Annotated in this window: 18 protein-coding genes; 7 read left to right on the forward strand and 11 right to left on the reverse strand. The window is 64.6% G+C overall.

Going from position 1 to position 18,790, the window contains the following annotated elements; genetic code table 11:
- Positions 1-1,338, reverse strand: a complete 1,338-nt coding sequence (gene proS / locus ACFSGJ_RS05750; RefSeq protein ID WP_390260034.1) for a proline--tRNA ligase — start codon at positions 1,336-1,338, stop codon at positions 1-3.
- A gap of 144 nt (positions 1,339-1,482) precedes the next feature.
- On the opposite strand from proS, the gene ACFSGJ_RS05755 reads away from it, so the two are divergent.
- The 4 genes from ACFSGJ_RS05755 to ACFSGJ_RS05770 are packed head-to-tail and all read left to right on the forward strand — an operon-like array spanning position 1,483 to position 7,159.
- The gene (locus tag ACFSGJ_RS05755; protein ID WP_390260035.1) at positions 1,483-2,625 is read left to right on the forward strand and encodes an AI-2E family transporter; all 1,143 of its coding nucleotides are present in this window, start codon (positions 1,483-1,485) and stop codon (positions 2,623-2,625) included.
- A 3-nt stretch (positions 2,626-2,628) separates the two neighbouring features.
- Positions 2,629-3,312, forward strand: a complete 684-nt coding sequence (locus tag ACFSGJ_RS05760; RefSeq protein WP_390260036.1) for an AAA family ATPase — start codon at positions 2,629-2,631, stop codon at positions 3,310-3,312.
- Positions 3,313-3,352: 40 nt separating this feature from the next.
- Positions 3,353-5,527: an RNA degradosome polyphosphate kinase gene (locus ACFSGJ_RS05765; RefSeq protein WP_390260037.1), complete on the forward strand. Its 2,175-nt coding sequence runs from the start codon at positions 3,353-3,355 to the stop codon at positions 5,525-5,527.
- A 57-nt stretch (positions 5,528-5,584) separates the two neighbouring features.
- The gene (locus ACFSGJ_RS05770) at positions 5,585-7,159 is read left to right on the forward strand and encodes a Ppx/GppA family phosphatase (RefSeq protein WP_390260038.1); all 1,575 of its coding nucleotides are present in this window, start codon (positions 5,585-5,587) and stop codon (positions 7,157-7,159) included.
- Between the two features lie 9 nt (positions 7,160-7,168).
- Here ACFSGJ_RS05770 and ACFSGJ_RS05775 read toward each other — a convergent pair whose 3' ends face one another.
- From ACFSGJ_RS05775 to scpA, 4 genes are all read right to left on the reverse strand, one after another.
- Positions 7,169-7,504: an AAA+ family ATPase gene (locus ACFSGJ_RS05775; RefSeq protein WP_390260039.1), complete on the reverse strand. Its 336-nt coding sequence runs from the start codon at positions 7,502-7,504 to the stop codon at positions 7,169-7,171.
- Positions 7,505-7,594: 90 nt separating this feature from the next.
- Complete coding sequence (locus ACFSGJ_RS05780) at positions 7,595-8,278, reverse strand: TerB family tellurite resistance protein (protein WP_390260040.1); 684 nt, start codon at positions 8,276-8,278, stop codon at positions 7,595-7,597.
- Positions 8,279-8,321: 43 nt separating this feature from the next.
- Positions 8,322-8,807: a GNAT family N-acetyltransferase gene (locus ACFSGJ_RS05785; protein WP_390260132.1), complete on the reverse strand. Its 486-nt coding sequence runs from the start codon at positions 8,805-8,807 to the stop codon at positions 8,322-8,324.
- A 6-nt stretch (positions 8,808-8,813) separates the two neighbouring features.
- Positions 8,814-10,931, reverse strand: a complete 2,118-nt coding sequence (gene scpA, locus ACFSGJ_RS05790) for a methylmalonyl-CoA mutase (protein ID WP_390260041.1) — start codon at positions 10,929-10,931, stop codon at positions 8,814-8,816.
- A gap of 111 nt (positions 10,932-11,042) precedes the next feature.
- Here scpA and ACFSGJ_RS05795 point away from each other — a divergent pair, with 111 nt between their 5' ends.
- Entirely contained in the window at positions 11,043-11,549 is a 507-nt protein-coding gene (locus ACFSGJ_RS05795; RefSeq protein ID WP_390260042.1) for a DUF4174 domain-containing protein, read from the forward strand.
- A gap of 1 nt (position 11,550) precedes the next feature.
- Here the strand turns inward: ACFSGJ_RS05795 and ACFSGJ_RS05800 are convergent, their stop codons facing one another.
- The 6 genes from ACFSGJ_RS05800 to ACFSGJ_RS05825 form a co-directional block, all read right to left on the reverse strand.
- Entirely contained in the window at positions 11,551-13,548 is a 1,998-nt protein-coding gene (locus ACFSGJ_RS05800) for an acetyl-CoA carboxylase biotin carboxylase subunit (protein WP_390260043.1), read from the reverse strand.
- A 92-nt stretch (positions 13,549-13,640) separates the two neighbouring features.
- A complete protein-coding gene (locus ACFSGJ_RS05805; RefSeq protein WP_390260044.1) occupies positions 13,641-13,850 on the reverse strand; it encodes a hypothetical protein in 210 nt (69 codons plus the stop codon).
- A gap of 313 nt (positions 13,851-14,163) precedes the next feature.
- Positions 14,164-14,571, reverse strand: coding sequence for a hypothetical protein (locus ACFSGJ_RS05810; protein ID WP_390260045.1), 408 nt, complete (start codon positions 14,569-14,571; stop codon positions 14,164-14,166).
- A gap of 120 nt (positions 14,572-14,691) precedes the next feature.
- Positions 14,692-14,829 (reverse strand): hypothetical protein, encoded by a 138-nt coding sequence (locus ACFSGJ_RS05815; protein ID WP_390260046.1) that lies wholly within the window; start codon positions 14,827-14,829, stop codon positions 14,692-14,694.
- Between the two features lie 226 nt (positions 14,830-15,055).
- Entirely contained in the window at positions 15,056-15,436 is a 381-nt protein-coding gene (locus ACFSGJ_RS05820) for a DUF6497 family protein (protein ID WP_390260047.1), read from the reverse strand.
- Between the two features lie 10 nt (positions 15,437-15,446).
- Positions 15,447-16,979 carry an acyl-CoA carboxylase subunit beta gene (locus tag ACFSGJ_RS05825; protein WP_390260048.1) on the reverse strand — a complete coding sequence of 511 codons (1,533 nt, stop codon included), beginning with the start codon at positions 16,977-16,979 and terminating at the stop codon, positions 15,447-15,449.
- Positions 16,980-17,168: 189 nt separating this feature from the next.
- Between ACFSGJ_RS05825 and ACFSGJ_RS05830 the strand changes: the two genes are divergently transcribed.
- On the forward strand, positions 17,169-17,522 hold the full coding sequence (locus ACFSGJ_RS05830) for a DMT family protein (protein WP_390260049.1): 354 nt from the start codon (positions 17,169-17,171) through the stop codon (positions 17,520-17,522).
- 42 nt (positions 17,523-17,564) lie between these two features.
- Entirely contained in the window at positions 17,565-18,782 is a 1,218-nt protein-coding gene (locus ACFSGJ_RS05835; RefSeq protein ID WP_390260050.1) for a multidrug effflux MFS transporter, read from the forward strand.
- Positions 18,783-18,790: the final 8 nt, after the last annotated feature.

The raw sequence follows: 18,790 nt of genomic DNA on the forward strand, positions 1-18,790 counted from the left end.
TCAGTGCTTTTCGTAGATCTGGACCAGACGCGCGACGGCGGCCTCGGGCGTCATTTCCTGACTTTCGCCGGTGCGCCGGCAGGTCAGTTCCACCATCCCGTTCGCAAGGCCGCGCGGCCCGACCGTGATGCGCCAGGGCAGGCCGATCAGGTCCATCGTCGCGAACTTGGCGCCGGCCCGGTCGTCACGGTCGTCATAAAGCGGCTCCAACCCCTTGGAGATCAGCGTGTTGTAAAGCGCCTCGCAGGCGCCGTCGGTCGCGATATCGCCCTGTTTCAGGTTGACGATCCCCACCGGGAAGGGCGTCACGCCTTCAGGCCAGATGATGCCGCGGTCGTCGTGGCTCGCCTCGATGATGGCGCCCAGCAGGCGCGACACCCCGATCCCGTGGCTTCCCATATGAACGGGCACGCGCTCGCCCTTGTCGTTGACGACGACGGCGCCCATCGGTTCGGAATACTTGGTGCCGAAATAAAAGATCTGGCCCACCTCGATCCCGCGAGAACTTTTGCGCCGTTCCTCGGGGATCTGGTCGAAAAGCGCCGCGTCATGGGTTTCGTCGGTGCGGGCGTAAGGCGCAGTCCATTCCTGAACGATCCCTTCGCATTCCTCACGGCTGTCGTAATCCACGACACGTTCGCCCAGCTTCAGGTCGAGGATCGCGCTGTCATAGAACACCTCGGATTCGCCGGTCTCCGCCAGCACCAGGAATTCATGTGTGTTGTCCCCGCCGATCGGCCCGGAGGCCGCGCGCATCGGGATTGCCGTCAGGCCCATGCGTTCATAGGTGCGCAGATAGCTGACCATGTGCCGGTTATAGGCATGGATGGCCGCGTCCTTGTCGATGTCGAAGTTGTAGCCGTCCTTCATCAGGAACTCGCGCCCGCGCATCACGCCGAAACGGGGGCGGATTTCGTCGCGGAACTTCCACTGGATCTGATAAAGCGTCAGCGGAAGGTCCTTGTAGCTGTTCACATGGCCCCGGAAGATGTCGGTGATCATCTCTTCGTTGGTGGGTCCATAAAGCAGGTCTCGCTTGTGGCGATCCTTGATGCGCAGCATCTCTTCGCCGTAATCCTCATACCGGCCGGATTCGCGCCACAGGTCCGCCGATTGCAGCGTCGGCATCAGGACGGGGATATGGCCGGCGCGCGCCTGTTCCTCATGCACGATCTGTTCGATCCGGCGCAGCACCCGCAGGCCCAGCGGCAGCCAGGAATAGATACCCGCCGCCTGCTGGCGGATCATCCCGGCGCGCAGCATCAGGCGATGGCTGACGATCTGCGCCTCGGCGGGGTTTTCTTTCAGGACGGGCAGGAAATAGCGAGTAAGGCGCATGGCAGAGCTTTCCGCAGGGCGTTTTCGCCTTTCCACCTATTAGAAAGCATCCCTTCAGACAAGCCATGCCGGCGACACATGCGCGCGGGCTTGCGCGACGCGGGGGCATCGGCGACAACCGGGGCAGGAACAGGGGGAACCCGGATGGGGCTGCCGATCAGGACGCAACTGAAATACTGGGGCATCGCCGCGGCGGTGTTTCTGGCGCTGCTCTGGCTGATGGGCAACACGCTTTTGCCCTTCATCGTGGCAGCCGCCATCGCCTATCTCCTCGACCCGATCGCCGACCGTCTGGAACGGCTGGGTCTGTCGCGGCTGCTTGCGGTTATCGTCATCACGCTGATGGCGGTGGTGGCCCTTGTGGCTCTGCTGATCCTGCTGGTTCCGGTGCTGATCGACCAGGGCACGCAACTGATCAACACCGCGCCGGACATCTTCCGGCAGTTGCTGGAATTCCTTTCAGCGCGCTTCCCCGAATACGTGAATGAGGACAGCGTGCTGCGCGACACGCTCGCCAATGTCGGCGAGATGATCCGCGCCCGTGGCGGCGAGTTGCTGAACACGCTGATGAGCTCCGTGCGCAATGTCGTGAGCGCGCTGGTCTTCATCGTCATCGTGCCGGTCGTCAGCTTTTACCTGCTGCTCGACTGGGACAATCTGGTCGCGCGCATCGACAGCCTGCTGCCGCGCGATCATGCGCCCACGATCCGCAGGCTCGCCCTTGAGGTGGATGAGGCGCTTTCGGGTTTCGTGCGCGGGCAGTCGGCGGTGATCGGCATCCTGGCCATCTATTACTCGGTCACACTGATGTCCGTGGGCCTGCCTTTCGGGCTGGTCGTGGGCGTCGTGACAGGGGGTGTGTCGTTCATCCCCTATATCGGCGCGATCCTCGGGGGCACGATCTCGATCGGGCTCGCGCTTTTCACCTTCTGGGGGGAACCTGTCTGGATCGCGGCGGTCGTCGTGATCTTCATCATCGGCCAGATCCTCGAGGGCAACATCCTCGTCCCGAAACTGGTTGGGGGGTATGTCGGGCTGCACCCCGTCTGGCTCTTGCTTGCGCTGTCGGTCTTTGGCTCTCTCTTCGGCTTTGCGGGGATGCTGGTTGCGGTGCCGGTGGCTGCCGCGCTCGGCGTTCTGGTGCGTTTCGCCGCGCATCGCTATCGCGAAAGCGCGCTTTATCGCGGCGACAGCCCGCCGGTCATCACGCCCGACGGGCAGGTCATTGCGCCCATGGCTCATACCGGCACAACGGCCCCTCCGCCCCCTCCGCCCCCCGGGGACTGACCCATGGCGCAACTTCCCCTGAGCCTGCCAGTGCATGAGGCGCTGGGGCGCGCCGATTTTCACGTCTCGCCAGCCAACGCGCTTGCGGTCGCAACGGTGGCGGACTGGCAGAACTGGCCCCTGGGCAAGCTGATCCTTGTCGGGCCACCGGGATCGGGCAAGACGCATATGGCGAATATCTGGGCGTCGGAAACCGGGGCGATGATCTTTCAGGCCAGCGATCTGGCCAGTTCCTCGGCGGACGCGCTGGCCTTCTGGGGGCGGGTGGTGATCGAGGATGCCGACGACATCGCCACCGACCGCGAGGCCGAGGTGACGCTTTTTCACCTGCACAACATGATCGTGGCCCAGGGCGGCCGCATCCTGCTGACCGCGAAGGCCCCGCCGAACCGCTGGCCCCTGATCCTGCCCGATCTTGCAAGCCGGATGCAGGCCACCGCGACCGCGACGCTGGTGGCGCCCGACGATCAGCTTTTGTCCGCGGTGCTGCTCAAGCTCTTTTCCGACCGGCAGATCACGGTCTCGCCCGCGCTTATCGCCTATCTCGTGACGCGGATGGAACGGTCGTTCGGCGCCGCCCGCGATCTGGTGGAACGGCTGGACCGCGCGGCCCTTGCGCAGGGACGCGCCGTGACGCGCAACCTTGCCGCCGAGGTGCTGGACAGTGCGGAACCCCCCGGGGCATAACTTTCATTCAGGCTTCACAAAAAACGCCGATAAGGCCCGCATGACCCAGTCCGATTTCCTCAAGTCGCCCTTTCCCCGCGCAACCGCGCTGCCCGCGGCCGAGTTTTCCGGGCCGGGCAGGTTCTTCAACCGGGAACTTTCCTGGCTCGCCTTCAACTGGCGCGTTCTGGATGAGGCGCGCAATCCCCGCGTGCCGCTGCTGGAACGGGTGCGCTTCCTGTCGATCTCGGCGGCGAACCTTGATGAATTCTATACGGTGCGGGTGGCCGGGCTGCGCGAACTGGCACGGGCCGGCAATGCCAGCATCAGCGAGGACGGGCGGTCACCCCTCGCACAGCTCGAACTGATCAATGCCGAGGCGCGGCGGCTGATGGCGGCCCAGCAAACCGTCTGGAACAAGCTGAAGAAACTGCTGGAGGCGGAGCGCATCACGCTTGTGACCCGGTCCAAGCTGACGCGCCGCGACGAGAAATTCCTTGAGGGGCATTTCCTGAACAAGGTCTTTCCGGTGCTGTCGCCCCTGGCCATCGACCCGGCGCATCCCTTTCCCTTCATCCCGAACACCGGCTTCTGCCTTGCACTGCAACTCGAACGGCGGACCGACCAGCGGCCCCTGCAGGCGCTTTTGCCGATCCCGCAGCAGATCGACCGCTTCATCGCGCTGCCCGCCAAGCCCGGCGAGGCGCGTTTCGTTCCGCTGGAAGAACTGCTGCTGATGCATCTCGGCGTGCTCTTTCCCGGCTATATCGACAAGGGGCATTGCACCTTCCGCGTGCTGCGCGACAGCGATATCGAGGTGGAGGAAGAGGCCGAGGATCTTGTCCGCGAGTTCGAGGTCGCACTCAAGCGCCGCCGCCGGGGCGAAGTGATCCGGATGAAGATCTCGGCGGGCGCCCCCGACGCGCTGCGCGCCGTCATCATGGATGAACTGGACGTGACGCCGGATGAGGTGGTCGAACTGCGCGGCCTGATCGGTATGGCGGATGTCAAGGAACTGGTTCTCGACAGCCGGCGCGACCTGCAATGGCCGCCCTTTACCCCGCGCGTGCCCGAACGGGTGCAGGACCATGACGGGGACATGTTCGCCGCGATCCGGCAAAAGGACATGCTGCTGCATCATCCCTATGAAACCTTCGACATGGTGGTGCGCTTTCTGGAACAGGCCGCGCGCGATCCGAACGTTCTGGCGATCAAGCAGACGCTTTATCGCACCAGCCGCGACAGCCCGATCGTCGCCGCCCTGTGCGAGGCCGCCGAGGCGGGGAAATCCGTGACCGCGCTCGTCGAACTCAAAGCCCGGTTCGACGAGGCCGCGAATATCCGGCAATCGCGTCGGCTCGAACGGTCGGGCGCGCATGTTGTCTATGGGTTCATCCACCTCAAGACCCACGCCAAGATCAGCACCGTAGTGCGGCGCGAGGGCGACAACCTGGTCACCTATACCCATTATGGCACGGGCAACTATCACCCGATCACTGCCCGCATCTATACCGATCTGTCGCTTTTCACCTGCGATCCGGCACTTGGCCGCGACGCGACCAAGGTCTTCAACTTCCTTTCGGGATACGCGCAGCCGGACGGGCTGGAAAACCTCGCGATCTCGCCGATCACGCTCAAGCCCCGGCTGCTCGAACTCATCGCTGCCGAGGCCGCCTATGCCCGTGCGGGGCGTCCCGCCGCGATCTGGGCCAAGATGAACAGCCTGATCGACCCCGAGGTGATCGACGCGCTTTACGCCGCCAGCCAGGCGGGGGTGAAGATCAGCCTCGTGATCCGCGGCATCTGCGGCATCCGCCCCGGCATCGAGGGGCTGAGCGAGAATATCCGCGTCAAATCCATCGTCGGGCGGTTTCTGGAGCACAGCCGCATCGTCTGTTTCGGCAACGGCCACGGACTGCCTTCGCGCAAGGGGCGGGTGTTCATTTCATCCGCCGACTGGATGGGCCGGAACCTCAACCGGCGCGTCGAAACACTGGTCGAGATTCACAACGACACCGTCAAGGCGCAGATCGTCAGCCAGATCATGGCGGCGAACCTCGCGGATGAGGCGCAGAGCTGGATTCTGCAGCCCGACGGCCAGTTCACCCGCACGCTTCCCACCGAGGGGCAGGAACTTTTCAACTGCCACCGCTTTTTCATGGAGAACCCGTCACTTTCGGGGCGTGGAACCGCCGGGGCCAAGGACGTGCCGCGCCTGGCGCATTCCGAAGATTGACGCCCCCGCCCATGTGACGCAGGTTGCCGCCGACGAAGCAGCAGCGAAGGGAACTGGATGGACACGCTGACGCCCGCAACCGCAGCCGGTTCGACCGAGGAATGGGGACCCTTCGGCCGCCCCTTGTTCGAAGACCCTTCGGCCCGCGCGCTCAGCCGGGTGGGCGTGGTCGATGTCGGGTCGAACTCGGTCCGGATGGTGGTCTTTGACGGCGCGGCGCGCAGCCCGGCCTATTTCTACAACGAAAAGGTGATGTGCGGCCTTGGCGCGGGGCTTGCAACCAGCGGCCGGTTGAACCCGCGCGGGCGGGAACGTGCGCTTGCCGCCCTGAAACGCTTTGCCCTTCTGGCCGAGGGGATGAAGATCGCGCCCCTGACCGTCGTCGCCACCGCTGCGGTGCGTGAGGCCGAGGACGGCGCCGAGTTCCGCGAAGAGGTGCTGAAGGAAACGGGCCTCTCGCTCTGGGTGATCGACGGGGCTGAAGAGGCGCGCCTTTCCGCGCAAGGGGTCCTGCTGGGCTGGCCCGAGGCGTCAGGCCTTGTCTGCGATATCGGCGGATCGTCGATGGAGCTTGCGGTCATCGGCGACGGCAAGGTCCATGCGCGCGTGACCTCGCCGCTCGGGCCGTTCCGCCTGCAGCAGGTGGGCGGTGGCAAAAAGGGGTTGCGGCGGCATATCTCGGAGATCCTCGTCGGCCTGCGCGATCAGGTGGGCAAGGACCATGACCGCATCTATCTGGTGGGGGGGTCATGGCGGGCCATCGCGCGGCTCGACATGGTGCGGCAGAACTATCCGCTGACGGTGCTGCACGAATACCGCATGTCCCCCAAGGCGGTGCGCGACACCTGCGACTGGATCGGCGACCGCGATGTCGCGACGCTGCGCGGCGAAGGCGGCCTGTCGAGCGAGCGGGTAGAGCTTGTGCCGCTCGCCTCGGAGGTGCTGCGCGAACTGGTCAAGACCTTCCGCCCGCAGGAAATCGACATTTCCTCTTATGGTATCCGCGAGGGGCTGCTTTACGAGCAGATGCCGGAACGCCTGCGCCAACGCGACCCGCTGATCGAGGCCTGCCGCTTTGCCGAGGCGCAAAGCGCGCGGCTGCCGGGGTTCGGCAAGAAGCTTTACGCCTTCCTCCAGCCGCTGTTCAAATCGGCGTCGAAAGAGCGCAAGCGGCTGATCAAGGCGGCCTGTCTGCTGCACGATACTGCCTGGCGGGCGCATCCCGATTATCGGGCCGAGGCCTGTTTTGACAACGCGACCCGCGCGAACCTGGGCGGACTGGACCACAAGGGCCGTGTCTTTCTGGGACTGGCGCTGATGCATCGCTACAAGAACAGCCGCAACGGCAAGATGGGCGGCATGTTTCGTCTCTTGTCCGAAAAGGAAATGCAAGAGGCCGAGGTACTGGGCAAGGCATTGCGGTTCGGCGCGATGTTCGCCGTCGAGCATCCTGAAAGCGCCGGCGCACTGAAATTCTACCCCAAGAAAAAGATGCTGGAACTGATCCTGCAACCGGAAATGCAGGCCCTGTTCGGTGAGGTCGCCCAATCGCGGTTCGCGGCACTCGCGCAGGCGCTGAAGGTGGAAACGCGGGTTCGGGTCAAGAACGCGCGTCAGGATCTCGGCGAGTAGATCTGTCGCTTAGATCTCTATGCCGTCGTCCCGGTCGAGGCCCGGCGGCAGACGATCTTGCGGGGCCCGGTCCGGGGTGGGCGGGGCATCCCGCGGAGCACGGCGCCGGATCAGGATATCGCCGTTCGGCAGCACCTCGGGCCGGTGGTAAAGCGTCAGGTCGTCGATCTGACGCGCCAGATCCCGGGTCAGGTCCCGCAGCCCCGGCTCGACCTCGCGCAGGAATTCCTGCAAGAGCCGCTGCGCGCCTTCCTGAAACCGGTCGAGCCCCTCCGACCAGTCATCCTGCGCCGCCGCCGGCGCGGCGGTCGCAAGCATGAGGGAAAGGGCGATCGCATGTCTCATGCCCCTGATATGGGGCATGTGGCACGCAAGTGAAGGCATCCGCGCACGAGCCGGCGGCCCTTCGGCGGCGCGCCGCCGGCAGTATCCGCGTCAGGCGGCGCGGTTGTGGCTGATCTCTTCCCAGGCGCGGTTCACCGCCTGCAAGCGCCGTTCGGCAAGCTTCACGGCCTCGGGCGGCAGGCCACGGGCGATCATGCGGTCCGGGTGGCTTTCCTTGACCGCCTCACGCCAGGCGCGGCGGATCGAGTCCATCGGCGTGTCGAGCGAGACGCCCAGAACCTCATACGGATCGGGCAGCGCATCGGTGACATAGCGGCTGCGGATCGCGCGGAAGCACTTGTCGCTCAGCCCGAAGATCGTGGCGACATTGCGCAGGAATTCCTCTTCGTCGGGATGATAGCCGCCATCGGCCACCGCGATGTGGAACAGCCCCTCCATCAGGTCGATCAGCACCTGATTGTCATCGCGGAACATTCCGGAAATCCGTTGGGCGTAGGCTTCATAGCCCTGCGCACATTGCCGCGCGAGGTTATAGACCCGGGCGGCGTGGGCCTCATCCTCGGGGGCGATGTGAAACACCTCGCGAAAGGCGGCGACCTCGGATCTCGTGACCGTTCCGTCGGCCTTGGCCATCTTCGCGCCCAGCGCGATTACGGCGATGGTAAAGGCAACCGACCGCTCCGGTGGCTGGCGCAGGCGGTCAAAGACCTGTGCAAGGCCTTCGCCATTGGCGAGCGCCGCAAGAGCGGCGGATATGCGGGTCCAGATCGACATGAGGGTATGTTAGCGCCAAAAGCCGGCACTGTCATTGCGACATTCAGAGCTTTTTCTGCATCAGCACAAGATCGAGCCACTGTCCCCATTTATAGCCCACTTCGGGCAGGACGGCGACCTCCAAATACCCCAGGGCTGCATGAAAGGCGCGCCCCGCCGGGTTTGCCGCGCTGATACCGCCGATGAGACTGTGAACGCCGCCCGTCCGGGCGTGATCCTCCAGCCGCTGCATGATCGCGCGCCCGATTCCCCTGCCGCGCCCCTCGGGCGCCAGGATGACGGTATGTTCCATCGTGTAGCGATAACCGGGGCCGTTGCGAAATGGACCATAGCTCGCAAACCCCAGCACCGCATCGCCCGCCTGCGCGACCAGAAAGGGCAGCCCCGCCTCCTGCTTGCCCGCGATCATGCGTTCGACATCGCCGGCGGCATGGAGCTGTGTCGTAAACGTCACCAGCGTATCGCGGATCACCGGATTCCAAAGCTCTGCCACCGCTGCGCCATCGGCGGGCGTTGCCGGCCGGATCAGCATCGCTCAGCGCGCCGCCCGGATCAGCGTCAGGATCTCGCGCGCCGCCGACGGGATGTTCGTCCCCGGCCCGAAGATCGCGCTGACCCCACGGTCGTAAAGGAACTGGTAATCCTGCTGCGGAATCACCCCGCCGCAGATGACGAGGATGTCCCCGGCGCCCGCTGCCTTCAGCGCCTCGACCAGCCTGGGCGCCAGCGTCTTGTGCCCGGCCGCCTGGCTGCTGATGCCGATCACATGCACATCATTGTCGATGGCGTCCTGCGCGGCCTCTTCCGGTGTCTGGAACAGGGGGCCGACATCCACATCGAACCCGATATCGGCAAAGGCGGTCGCGATGACCTTGGCGCCCCGGTCATGCCCGTCCTGCCCCATCTTGACCACCAGCATCCGGGGGCGGCGCCCTTCCTCCTCGGCAAAGGCCTCCACATCCTGCTGGATCGCGGCAAAGCCCTCATCGCCCTGATAGGCCGCACCGTAGACACCCGCCAGCGTCCGCACCTCGGCCCGGTGACGGCCAAAGACCTTTTCCATCGCCATGCTGATTTCCCCCACGCTCGCCCGGGCCCGGGCCGCCGCGACCGCGGCCTCCAGCAGGTTGCCGCCATGGGCCGCGCGCCGTTCCAGTTCGGCCAGCGCGGCATCGCAGGCGGACTGATCGCGGCTGGCCCGGATATGCTCAAGCCGCGCGATCTGCGCCTCGCGCACCCGGGCATTGTCGATATCGAGAATCTCGATCGGCTCCTCCTTCTCCAGCCGGTACTTGTTGACGCCGACGATCACATCCTCGCCCCGGTCGATGGCCGCCTGACGCCGGGCGGCGCTTTCCTCGATCCGCAGCTTGGGCATCCCGGATGCGACAGCCTTGGTCATGCCGCCCATCGCCTCTACCTCCTGGATCAGGGCCCAGGCCTTGTCGGCCAGTTCCGCCGTCAGGCTTTCGACGTAATAGCTGCCCGCCAGCGGATCGACGACCTTGGTCACGCCCGTTTCCTCTTGCAGGATCAGCTGCGTGTTGCGGGCGATCCGGGCGGAAAACTCGGTGGGCAGGGCCATCGCCTCATCCAGCGCATTGGTGTGCAGCGATTGCGTGCCGCCCAGCACCGCCGCCAGCGCCTCATAGGCCGTGCGGACCACGTTGTTATAGGGGTCCTGCTCCTGCAACGAGACGCCCGAGGTCTGGCAATGGGTGCGCAGCATCAGGCTGCCGGGCTTTTTCGGGGCGAACTCGGACATGATCCGGTGCCAGAGCAGCCGCGCCGCCCGCAGCTTGGCCGCCTCCATGAAGATGTTCATGCCGATGGCAAAGAAGAACGACAGCCGCCCGGCAAAGGCGTCCACATCCATGCCCCGCGCAATCGCCGCCCGCACATATTCCCGCCCGTCGGCGAGCGTAAAGGCCAGTTCCTGCACCAGGTTCGCCCCGGCTTCCTGCATGTGGTAGCCCGAGATGGAGATGGAGTTGAACCTGGGCATCTCGGCGCTGGTGTATTCGATGATGTCCGCGACGATCCGCATCGAGGGTTCGGGCGGATAGACATAGGTGTTGCGGACCATGAACTCCTTCAGGATGTCGTTCTGGATCGTGCCGGACAGCAGGCTGCGGTCCACACCCTGTTCCTCGCCGGTCACGATGAAGTTCGCGAGGATCGGGATCACCGCGCCGTTCATCGTCATCGAGACGCTGACCTGATCCAGCGGGATGCCGTCAAACAGGATCTTCATGTCCTCGACACTGTCGATGGCGACGCCGGCCTTTCCCACGTCCCCCACCACGCGGGGATGATCGCTGTCATACCCCCGGTGGGTCGCAAGGTCGAAGGCCACCGAGACCCCCTGCTGCCCGGCAGCCAGCGCGCGGCGGTAAAAGGCGTTCGATTCCTCGGCGGTGGAAAAACCGGCATATTGCCGGATGGTCCAGGGGCGGCCCGCATACATCGTCGCCCGTACGCCACGGGTGAATGGCGGTTGCCCCGGAACACTGTCCAGATGGCCGAGGCCCCTTATGTCATCCGCTGTGTAAAGCGGCTTGACTGCAATACCCTCCAAGGTGTTCCAGACCAGATCCTCGGGGCTGCGGCCCCGAAGCTCGCGTGCCGCCAGGTCGCGCCAGTCGTCGTTCATGCTTGCCCTCCCGCAGTTTTGCCGCTGGCGTCGATGTGATCGCCCCGCCGGACCCCCTGCCCCTGTGCTTTCTGCGGAAAATCGCCTATATCCCCAGCCAGAGGAGAGCCCATGAAACCGGTCCTGACGCTGCTTTCGTTCCTGATCCTGTTCAGCCCGATGCCGGGCCGCACCGCGCTGGCGCAGACGCCGGACGCACCCGCGTTGCCATCGACGGATACCGGCGCGCCCGTGGCGGAAACCGGGCTCATCACGGCAGACGCCGCAGAGATCACGCTGGCCGATCTGCAATGGACACATCGCATCATCGCGGTCTTTGCGGACACGCCGAACGATCCGCAGTTCCAGCAGCAGATGCGCATGTTGCAATCGGCCGCCGCAGGGCTCGACGATCGGGACGTCCTTGTGGTGACAGATACCGACCCCGAGGGGCGCAGCGACCCGCGCCAGCGCCTCCGGCCCCGCGGGTTCTCGCTCGTGCTCGTGGACAAGGACGGGATGGTGAAGCAGCGAAAGCCCAGCCCCTGGACCGCGCGGGAAATCTTCCACGCCATCGACCGGCTGCCCCTGCGCCGCGAGGAAATGCTGCAACAGCGTCCGGGCCGGATCACCAACTGAGTCATGCAAACTCCATGATGACGTCGTCTACCTTGAGGCTGGCGCCCGGCGCGGCGTTGATCCGGGCGACAACGCCCTTGCGCGTGGCGCGCAGGATGTTTTCCATCTTCATCGCCTCGACGGTCGCAAGCGCCTGACCTTCCTGAACCTCGTCGCCCTCGGCCACGTTGATCTTCACCACCAGCCCCGGCATGGGGCAGAGCAGGAATTTCGACGTATCCGGCGGCAGCTTTTCCGGCATGAGCTGCGCCAGTTCCGCGGCCCGGGGGGTGCGGACATGGACCTTGAGCTCCGCGCCCCGCAGGCGCAGCAGAAAGCCCGACGGGATCTTGCCCACCTTCATCACCACGGCCTGACCATCGACCGACAGCCGCGCCAGTGGCTGACCCGGCGTCCAGTCGGATTCCACCCGCAGCGCGGCATCCGCGAACCGGACGGTCGCGCCATCCCGGTCGGCGGCGATCGTCACCGGAAACGCCTGCCCCTGAAGGCTGACCACCCAGTCCGTGCCCACGTGGCGTTCGTGATTGTCCATCCGTCCGGATATCCGCGCGCGCCGGATTTCCGCAACCCGGTGCATCGCGACCGCCGCCGCCGCAACCCGGCGCAAGAGGTCGTCGGGCAGGGTTACGCCCTGAAACCCCTCCGGATATTCCTCGGCGATGAAGGCGGTGGTGATGTCACCCGCCGCAAAGCGCGGATGATCCATGACCGCCGACAGGAAGGGCAGGTTATGGCCGATGCCCTCGACCTCGAACCCGTCCAGCGCCTCTCGCATCGCGGTGATCGCGGCCTTGCGGTCCGGCGCCCAGGTGCAAAGCTTGGCGATCATCGGGTCGTAATACATGCTGATCTCACCGCCTTCATAGACGCCGGTGTCGTTGCGCACGACGCGGGCTTCGGTCGCCTCCTCGATCGGCGGGCGATAGCGGGTCAGCCGCCCGATGGAGGGCAGGAAGTTGCGATAGGGGTCCTCGGCGTAGAGGCGGCTTTCAATGGCCCAGCCGTTGATCTTCAGATCCTGCTGCGCAAAGGGCAGCGGCTGCCCGGCGGCGACGCGGATCATCTGTTCCACAAGGTCGATGCCGGTGATCAGCTCGGTCACCGGATGTTCCACCTGAAGGCGGGTGTTCATCTCAAGGAAGTAAAAGTTCCGGTTGCCATCGACGATGAATTCGACCGTTCCGGCGCTGGTATAGCCCACCGCCCGGGCCAGCGCACAGGCCTGTTCGCCCATGGCGCGCCGCGTCGCCGGATCGAGAAAGGGGCTTGGCGCCTCTTCGATGACCTTCTGGTTCCGCCGCTGGATCGAACATTCGCGTTCATGCAGGTAGACGGTGTTGCCATGCTGATCGGCAAGCACCTGAATTTCGATATGCCGGGGCTGCGTCACGAACTTCTCGATGAAGATCCGGTCGTCGCCGAAACTGCTCGCCGCCTCATTGCGGGAACTGTCAAAGCCCTCGCGCGCCTCATCGTCGTTCCAGGCGATACGCATCCCCTTGCCGCCGCCGCCGGCGCTCGCCTTGATCATCACCGGATAGCCGATCTGGCCGCTGATCCGCACGGCCTCATCCGCATCCGGGATCAGGCCCATATAGCCCGGCACGGTAGAAACGCCCGCCTCGGCCGCCAGCTTCTTGGAGGTGATCTTGTCGCCCATCGCCTCGATCGCGGTAGCGGGGGGGCCGATGAAGGCCACCCCTTCCGCCTCCAGCGCCTGCGCGAACTTCATGTTCTCGGACAGGAAGCCATAGCCGGGGTGCACGGCCTCCGCCCCGGTCTGCCGGATCGCCTCCATGATCCGGTCGATCACGATATAGGACTGGTTCGCGGGCGCCGGCCCGATATGCACGGCCTCATCCGCCATCCGGACATGCAGCGCGTTCCGGTCTGCATCGGAATAAACGGCAACCGTCGCGATCCCCATCCTGCGGGCGGTCTTGATGACACGGCACGCGATCTCCCCCCGGTTCGCGATCAGGATCTTCTTGAACATGCTATCCCCCCTGGCACACGGACGCAGATGCGAAAAGGGGCGCCGTGCCTGCGCACGACGCCCCCTTGATCAGATATTCTGTCAGCCGCGGCTTAGCGGCGGCAGAGATGCGGGTTGAGCTGGCAGAACGCCACGTTGCCGCCTGCGCCGATGACCGCACCGGCCGCGACGTCACCGCCGGTCGCAGCGCCTGCGATTGCGCCTGCACCGCCACCGATAAGGGCCTGTTCGCCGACCGTGTTGCCGCAAGCCGCGACACCCATGAGAAGGGCAAAGCCCAGCGCGATAGTTTTCTTCTGCATTTCCATATGCCTCCGATAGAATATGCTTTCTGCGTGCAAACTAGATTATCACACGTCAGAGAAAACCGAAAAGTTCCTGATGCCCCGTGTTCGGCAGTTAGCTGCCGAACCGCGGAAAAAAGCGGCCTGACCTTGCCAAGGCCAGGCCCGCAGGAAGGGGAAGGGTAACAGTTCTGACGAAATGCGGCAAAGGAACCCCCTGCCGACGGTTCAAGCATGACTCCGCCCCCCCGCCGGTCAAAGCAAAATGTCGGACGCCGGCGCGATTGCGCAGAAGTCCGCCGTTTCGCGGCGGGGTTGCGCGCCATCACGCTCAATCCTCGTCCTCGTCGTCCCAGTCGTCCGACCAGTCGTCATCGCCAACCTCTTCGGTTGGCTGCTCGAAAACCTCGGGAAAGGACGCGCGTGCCCGTTTGACGTCGATGCGCAGCAGGGCGTCATAGCTTTGCGGGTCAAAGGTCGGCTCGGCGCTGATGACCTCACGCCCCAGAAGCCACGACAGGCGCCCGGCATCGAGATTGCCCCGCTCGAACGGTTCTTCGCCGAAATGATCCCAGAGGGCCGCCATGAAGGCACTGTCGGCGCGCCGGTCTACAAGCTTGCGGTCGGCATAGCGTTCGCGGGCGACAAGCCTGGTCGCGCCATCCTTGTTCGCGCGGCGGATGGTAAACTGAAAGTCCGTGCCGGGAAGGCGCCCCGGAAAGCCGCGATGTTTCAGCATGGCCGCACCTCAGGCAGGGGGCGGACATGAATGACCCGGGCAGGCACAGGCCCCCCGGGTCCCGCAGGCATGGCCTGCAAGGCTGACGCCGGGACGGGACAGGCCCGCCCCTGGGCCTGATCAGCGGTATTTGCCGGTGAAGGTCGGCTCAGCCGCGATCGGAGCCGGAGCAACCGGAGCGGGCTCGGGCTGACGGTTGCAGGCCGAAACGAAGGCAGCGACGCAAAGCGCCAGAACAACTTTGGTGGTAGCGGACATGTCAGTCTCCTGTTCCGTCCCTTTACGCGGATCGGGCTGTTGTGCCCGTTCAGCCCGCGCAGGGATATTCCTGTCACACCAGCGTGACAGCCCCGAAGTTTACCGGATGCGCGAATCCTTGGACATGGGGCGCAAGCCGCCATGTGCAGGAAGTTCGCGGGCTGTGTCAGCCTTGCATCATCTTTGCCGTCAAACGCGCCGGCACCCTTTGCAAATTGCATCGACGTCAGAATCCTTCCACTGTGCAGTGGCCTTCGTCCGGACGAAACGCCTCTATGAACTGGACCAGATCGGGGTCGATCTGACCGAATTCAGAGGGCCGGTCCGCAAGCGAAATCATGATCAGATCCGCATGGCGCCCCGTTTCGGCCAGAAGGCCCAAGGCGACCGTATCACACAGAAACTCCAGATCGGGAAGCGAGCCTTCCCATCCCTCCGCCACAAGCCCCGGCGTGACGAAACGCAACCTCAGCCAGTCGCCATCGACCTCTTCGGGGCCTTGCCAGAACGCCTCTTGCAGGGTGGCGTCGCGGCCCGAGGGCAGCGCGAGCCCGTCGGCGATGGCCGGGGCAGGCAAGAGCGACAGGAAAAGCACCGGCAGGCGCATATGCAGACCCTCAGAGCGGGATGTTGTCGTGTTTCTTCCAGGGATTCGTCAGTTTCTTTGTGCGAAGACTCGCAAAGGCCCGGCAGACGCGGCGGCGCGTCGACTGGGGCATGATGACCTCGTCGATGAACCCGCGCTCGGCGGCGACGAAGGGGTTGGCAAAGCGGTCCTCATAGTCCCGGGTACGCGCGGCGATCCGGTCGGGGTCGCCGAGTTCCGAGCGATAGAGGATTTCCACTGCGCCCTTGGCCCCCATCACCGCGATCTCGGCCGTGGGCCAGGCATAGTTGAAATCGCCGCGCAGATGTTTCGACGACATGACGTCATAGGCCCCGCCATAGGCCTTGCGCGTGATGACCGTTACCTTGGGCACGGTCGCCTCGCCATAGGCAAAGAGCAGTTTCGCCCCGTGCTTGATCACGCCGCCATATTCCTGCCCGGTACCCGGCAGAAAGCCCGGCACATCGACGAAGGTCAGGATCGGGATCTCGAACGCATCGCAGAACCGGACAAAGCGCGCGGCCTTGCGGCTGCTGTCGATGTCGAGGCATCCGGCCAGCACCATCGGCTGGTTCGCGACCACCCCCACTGTCGACCCTTCCAGCCGGATGAAGCCGGTGATGATGTTGGCCGCAAAGTCGCGCTGGATCTCAAAGAAATCCCCTTCATCCGCGACCTTCAGGATCAGTTCCTTCATGTCATAGGGCTGGTTCGGGTTTTCGGGGATCAGCGTGTCGAGGCTCGGCTCCACCCGCGTGGGGCTGTCGAAGAACGGGCGCCGGGGCGGCTTTTCCCGGTTCGAGAGCGGCAGGAAATCGATCAGGCGGCGCGTCTCGGCCAGTGCCTCCACATCGTTCTCATAGGCGCCGTCGGCGACCGATGATCTGGTTGTATGCGTCCGGGCGCCGCCCAGATCCTCGGCGCTCACGACCTCGTTCGTGACCGTCTTGACCACATCGGGGCCGGTGACGAACATGTAGGACGTGTCGCGCACCATGAAGATGAAGTCGGTCATCGCGGGGGAATAGACCGCTCCGCCCGCGCAGGGCCCCATCACAAGGCTGATCTGCGGAACGACACCGGATGCGAGCACGTTGCGCTGGAACACCTCTGCATAGCCTGCGAGGCTTGCCACGCCTTCCTGAATGCGCGCGCCGCCGGAATCGTTGATACCGATCACCGGCGCGCCGTTCTGCACCGCCATATCCATGATCTTGCAGATCTTCTCGGCATGGGTTTCCGAAAGCGAGCCGCCGAAGACCGTGAAATCCTGGCTGAACACATAGACCATGCGGCCGTTGACCGTGCCCCAGCCCGTCACCACCCCGTCGCCGGCGGGGCGTTCATCCTCCATCCCGAAATCGGTGCAGCGATGGGCGACGAACATGTCGAATTCCTCGAACGAGCCTTCGTCGAGCAAAAGTTCGATCCGCTCGCGCGCGGTCAGCTTGCCCCGGGCGTGCTGCGCGTCGATCCGGCGCTGTCCTCCGCCCTGACGTGCGCTGTCGCGGCGATGCTCCAGCTGATGCAGAATATCCTTCACGCGCGCCTCCGGTCCTTTTGGCCAAGGCTAGCGCGACAGCGCCATCGCGCAAAGCGGGAATTGGAAGATTTGCAAATTCTTTGCAGGGCGCCCCCAGCAAACTGTATAGTTGCAAAATACCCGGTGGGCCTCTGGTAGTTCGGGCGCGGCTGCCACATGTTTGGCCCGCAGCCCTTCGGCAGGTCCAAGATGTCGCACATCCCCGTCCCGATCCTCACGATCGGCCTTCTTCTGCTTTCCAACGTGTTCATGACCTTTGCGTGGTACGGACATCTGAAGTTCAAGACCGCGCCGCTTGTCACTGTCATTCTGGTCAGCTGGGGCATCGCGTTTTTCGAGTATGTGCTGCAGGTTCCCGCCAACCGGATCGGCCACGGCCATTTCAGCGCGGCGCAGCTCAAGACCATACAGGAGGTCCTGACGCTGTCGGTCTTCGCGGTGTTCTCGGTGCTCTACCTGAAAGAGCCGCTGGGCTGGAACCATGCGCTCGGCTTCGGCTTCATTGCCTTGGGCGCCTTTTTCATCTTTCACAAGTGGAGCTGAGGCCGGACGCCCCGACACCCGCCACAGCCCAAGCGAGCCCGCATGACCTCCAGACCCGTCGTCCGCTTTCTCGACCGCAGCACGCCGCCGCATATCTTCACGCTGGTTCTGTTGACCAGCCTCTCGGCATTGGCGATGAACGTCTTTCTGCCGTCGCTGAACAACATGACGCTGCATTTCGGCACCGAATACTGGGTGATGCAGCTTTCGGTCTCGCTCTATCTTGCGGTGAATGCGGTGCTGCAGATCTTCATCGGCCCCGTATCGGACAGGTTCGGGCGCAGGCCGGTTCTGATCTGGTCGATCGTGGCATTCATCCTGGCCACCATCGGGACGCTGCTTGCCACGACGGCCGTGACCTTCCTCTTTTTCCGCATGGCGCAGGCTATCGTGGTTGCGACCATGGTGCTGTCGCGCGCGGTCGTCCGCGACATGGTCCCGCAGGATGAGGCCGCCTCGATGATCGGTTACATCACGATGGGGATGGCCATCGTTCCGATGTTCGCGCCGGTCTTCGGCGGCTTGCTGGATCAGGCCTTCGGCTGGCAGGCGAGCTTTGTTCTGATGCTGGCCTTCGGGCTCCTGACGCTTTTTCTGACCTGGCGCGACCTGGGCGAGACGGCCGTTATCCGCCCGATCACGCTCGCCGACCAGTTCCGGCAATATCCGGAGCTTCTCGTGTCCCAGCGGTTCTGGGGGTACTGCCTTGCCGCCGCGCTCGCCGTCGGGGGGTTCTTTGCCTATCTGGGCGGCGCGCCCTTTGTCGGGTCTGAACTGTTCGGGCTGGGGCCCGCCGAACTCGGGCTCTACTTTGGCGCGCCGGCAGTCGGTTATGCCTTGGGCAACTTCGTCTCGGGGCGCTATTCGGTGCGGATCGGCATAAACCGCATGATCCTGACCGGAAGCGTCTCGACGGTGATCGGGATTGCCGTGCTCATGATGCTTTATTCGGCCGGGCTGGCCGGCGCGGCGGTGTTCTTCGCGCTCTTTTCCACCGTCGGTTTCGGAAACGGACTGGTCCTGCCCAATGCGACCGCCGGGATGCTGTCGGTGCGCCCGCATCTTGCAGGATCGGCAAGCGGGCTGGGGGGCGCCATGATGATCGGCGGCGGGGCGGCATTGTCCGCGCTGGCAGGCGTCGTGCTTGCAGGCGGAACATCGGCGATGCCGCTGCTCATCGTGATGCTCGTGCCATCCATTGGTGCGGTGGCGTCGATCCTTTTCGTGATGCGCCGGGCGGCGCGGCTCGGCCTCAAGTGACGCTTGAC

It is taken from the genome of Halodurantibacterium flavum (assembly GCF_042681825.1).
Classification (GTDB): domain Bacteria; phylum Pseudomonadota; class Alphaproteobacteria; order Rhodobacterales; family Rhodobacteraceae; genus Halodurantibacterium; species Halodurantibacterium flavum.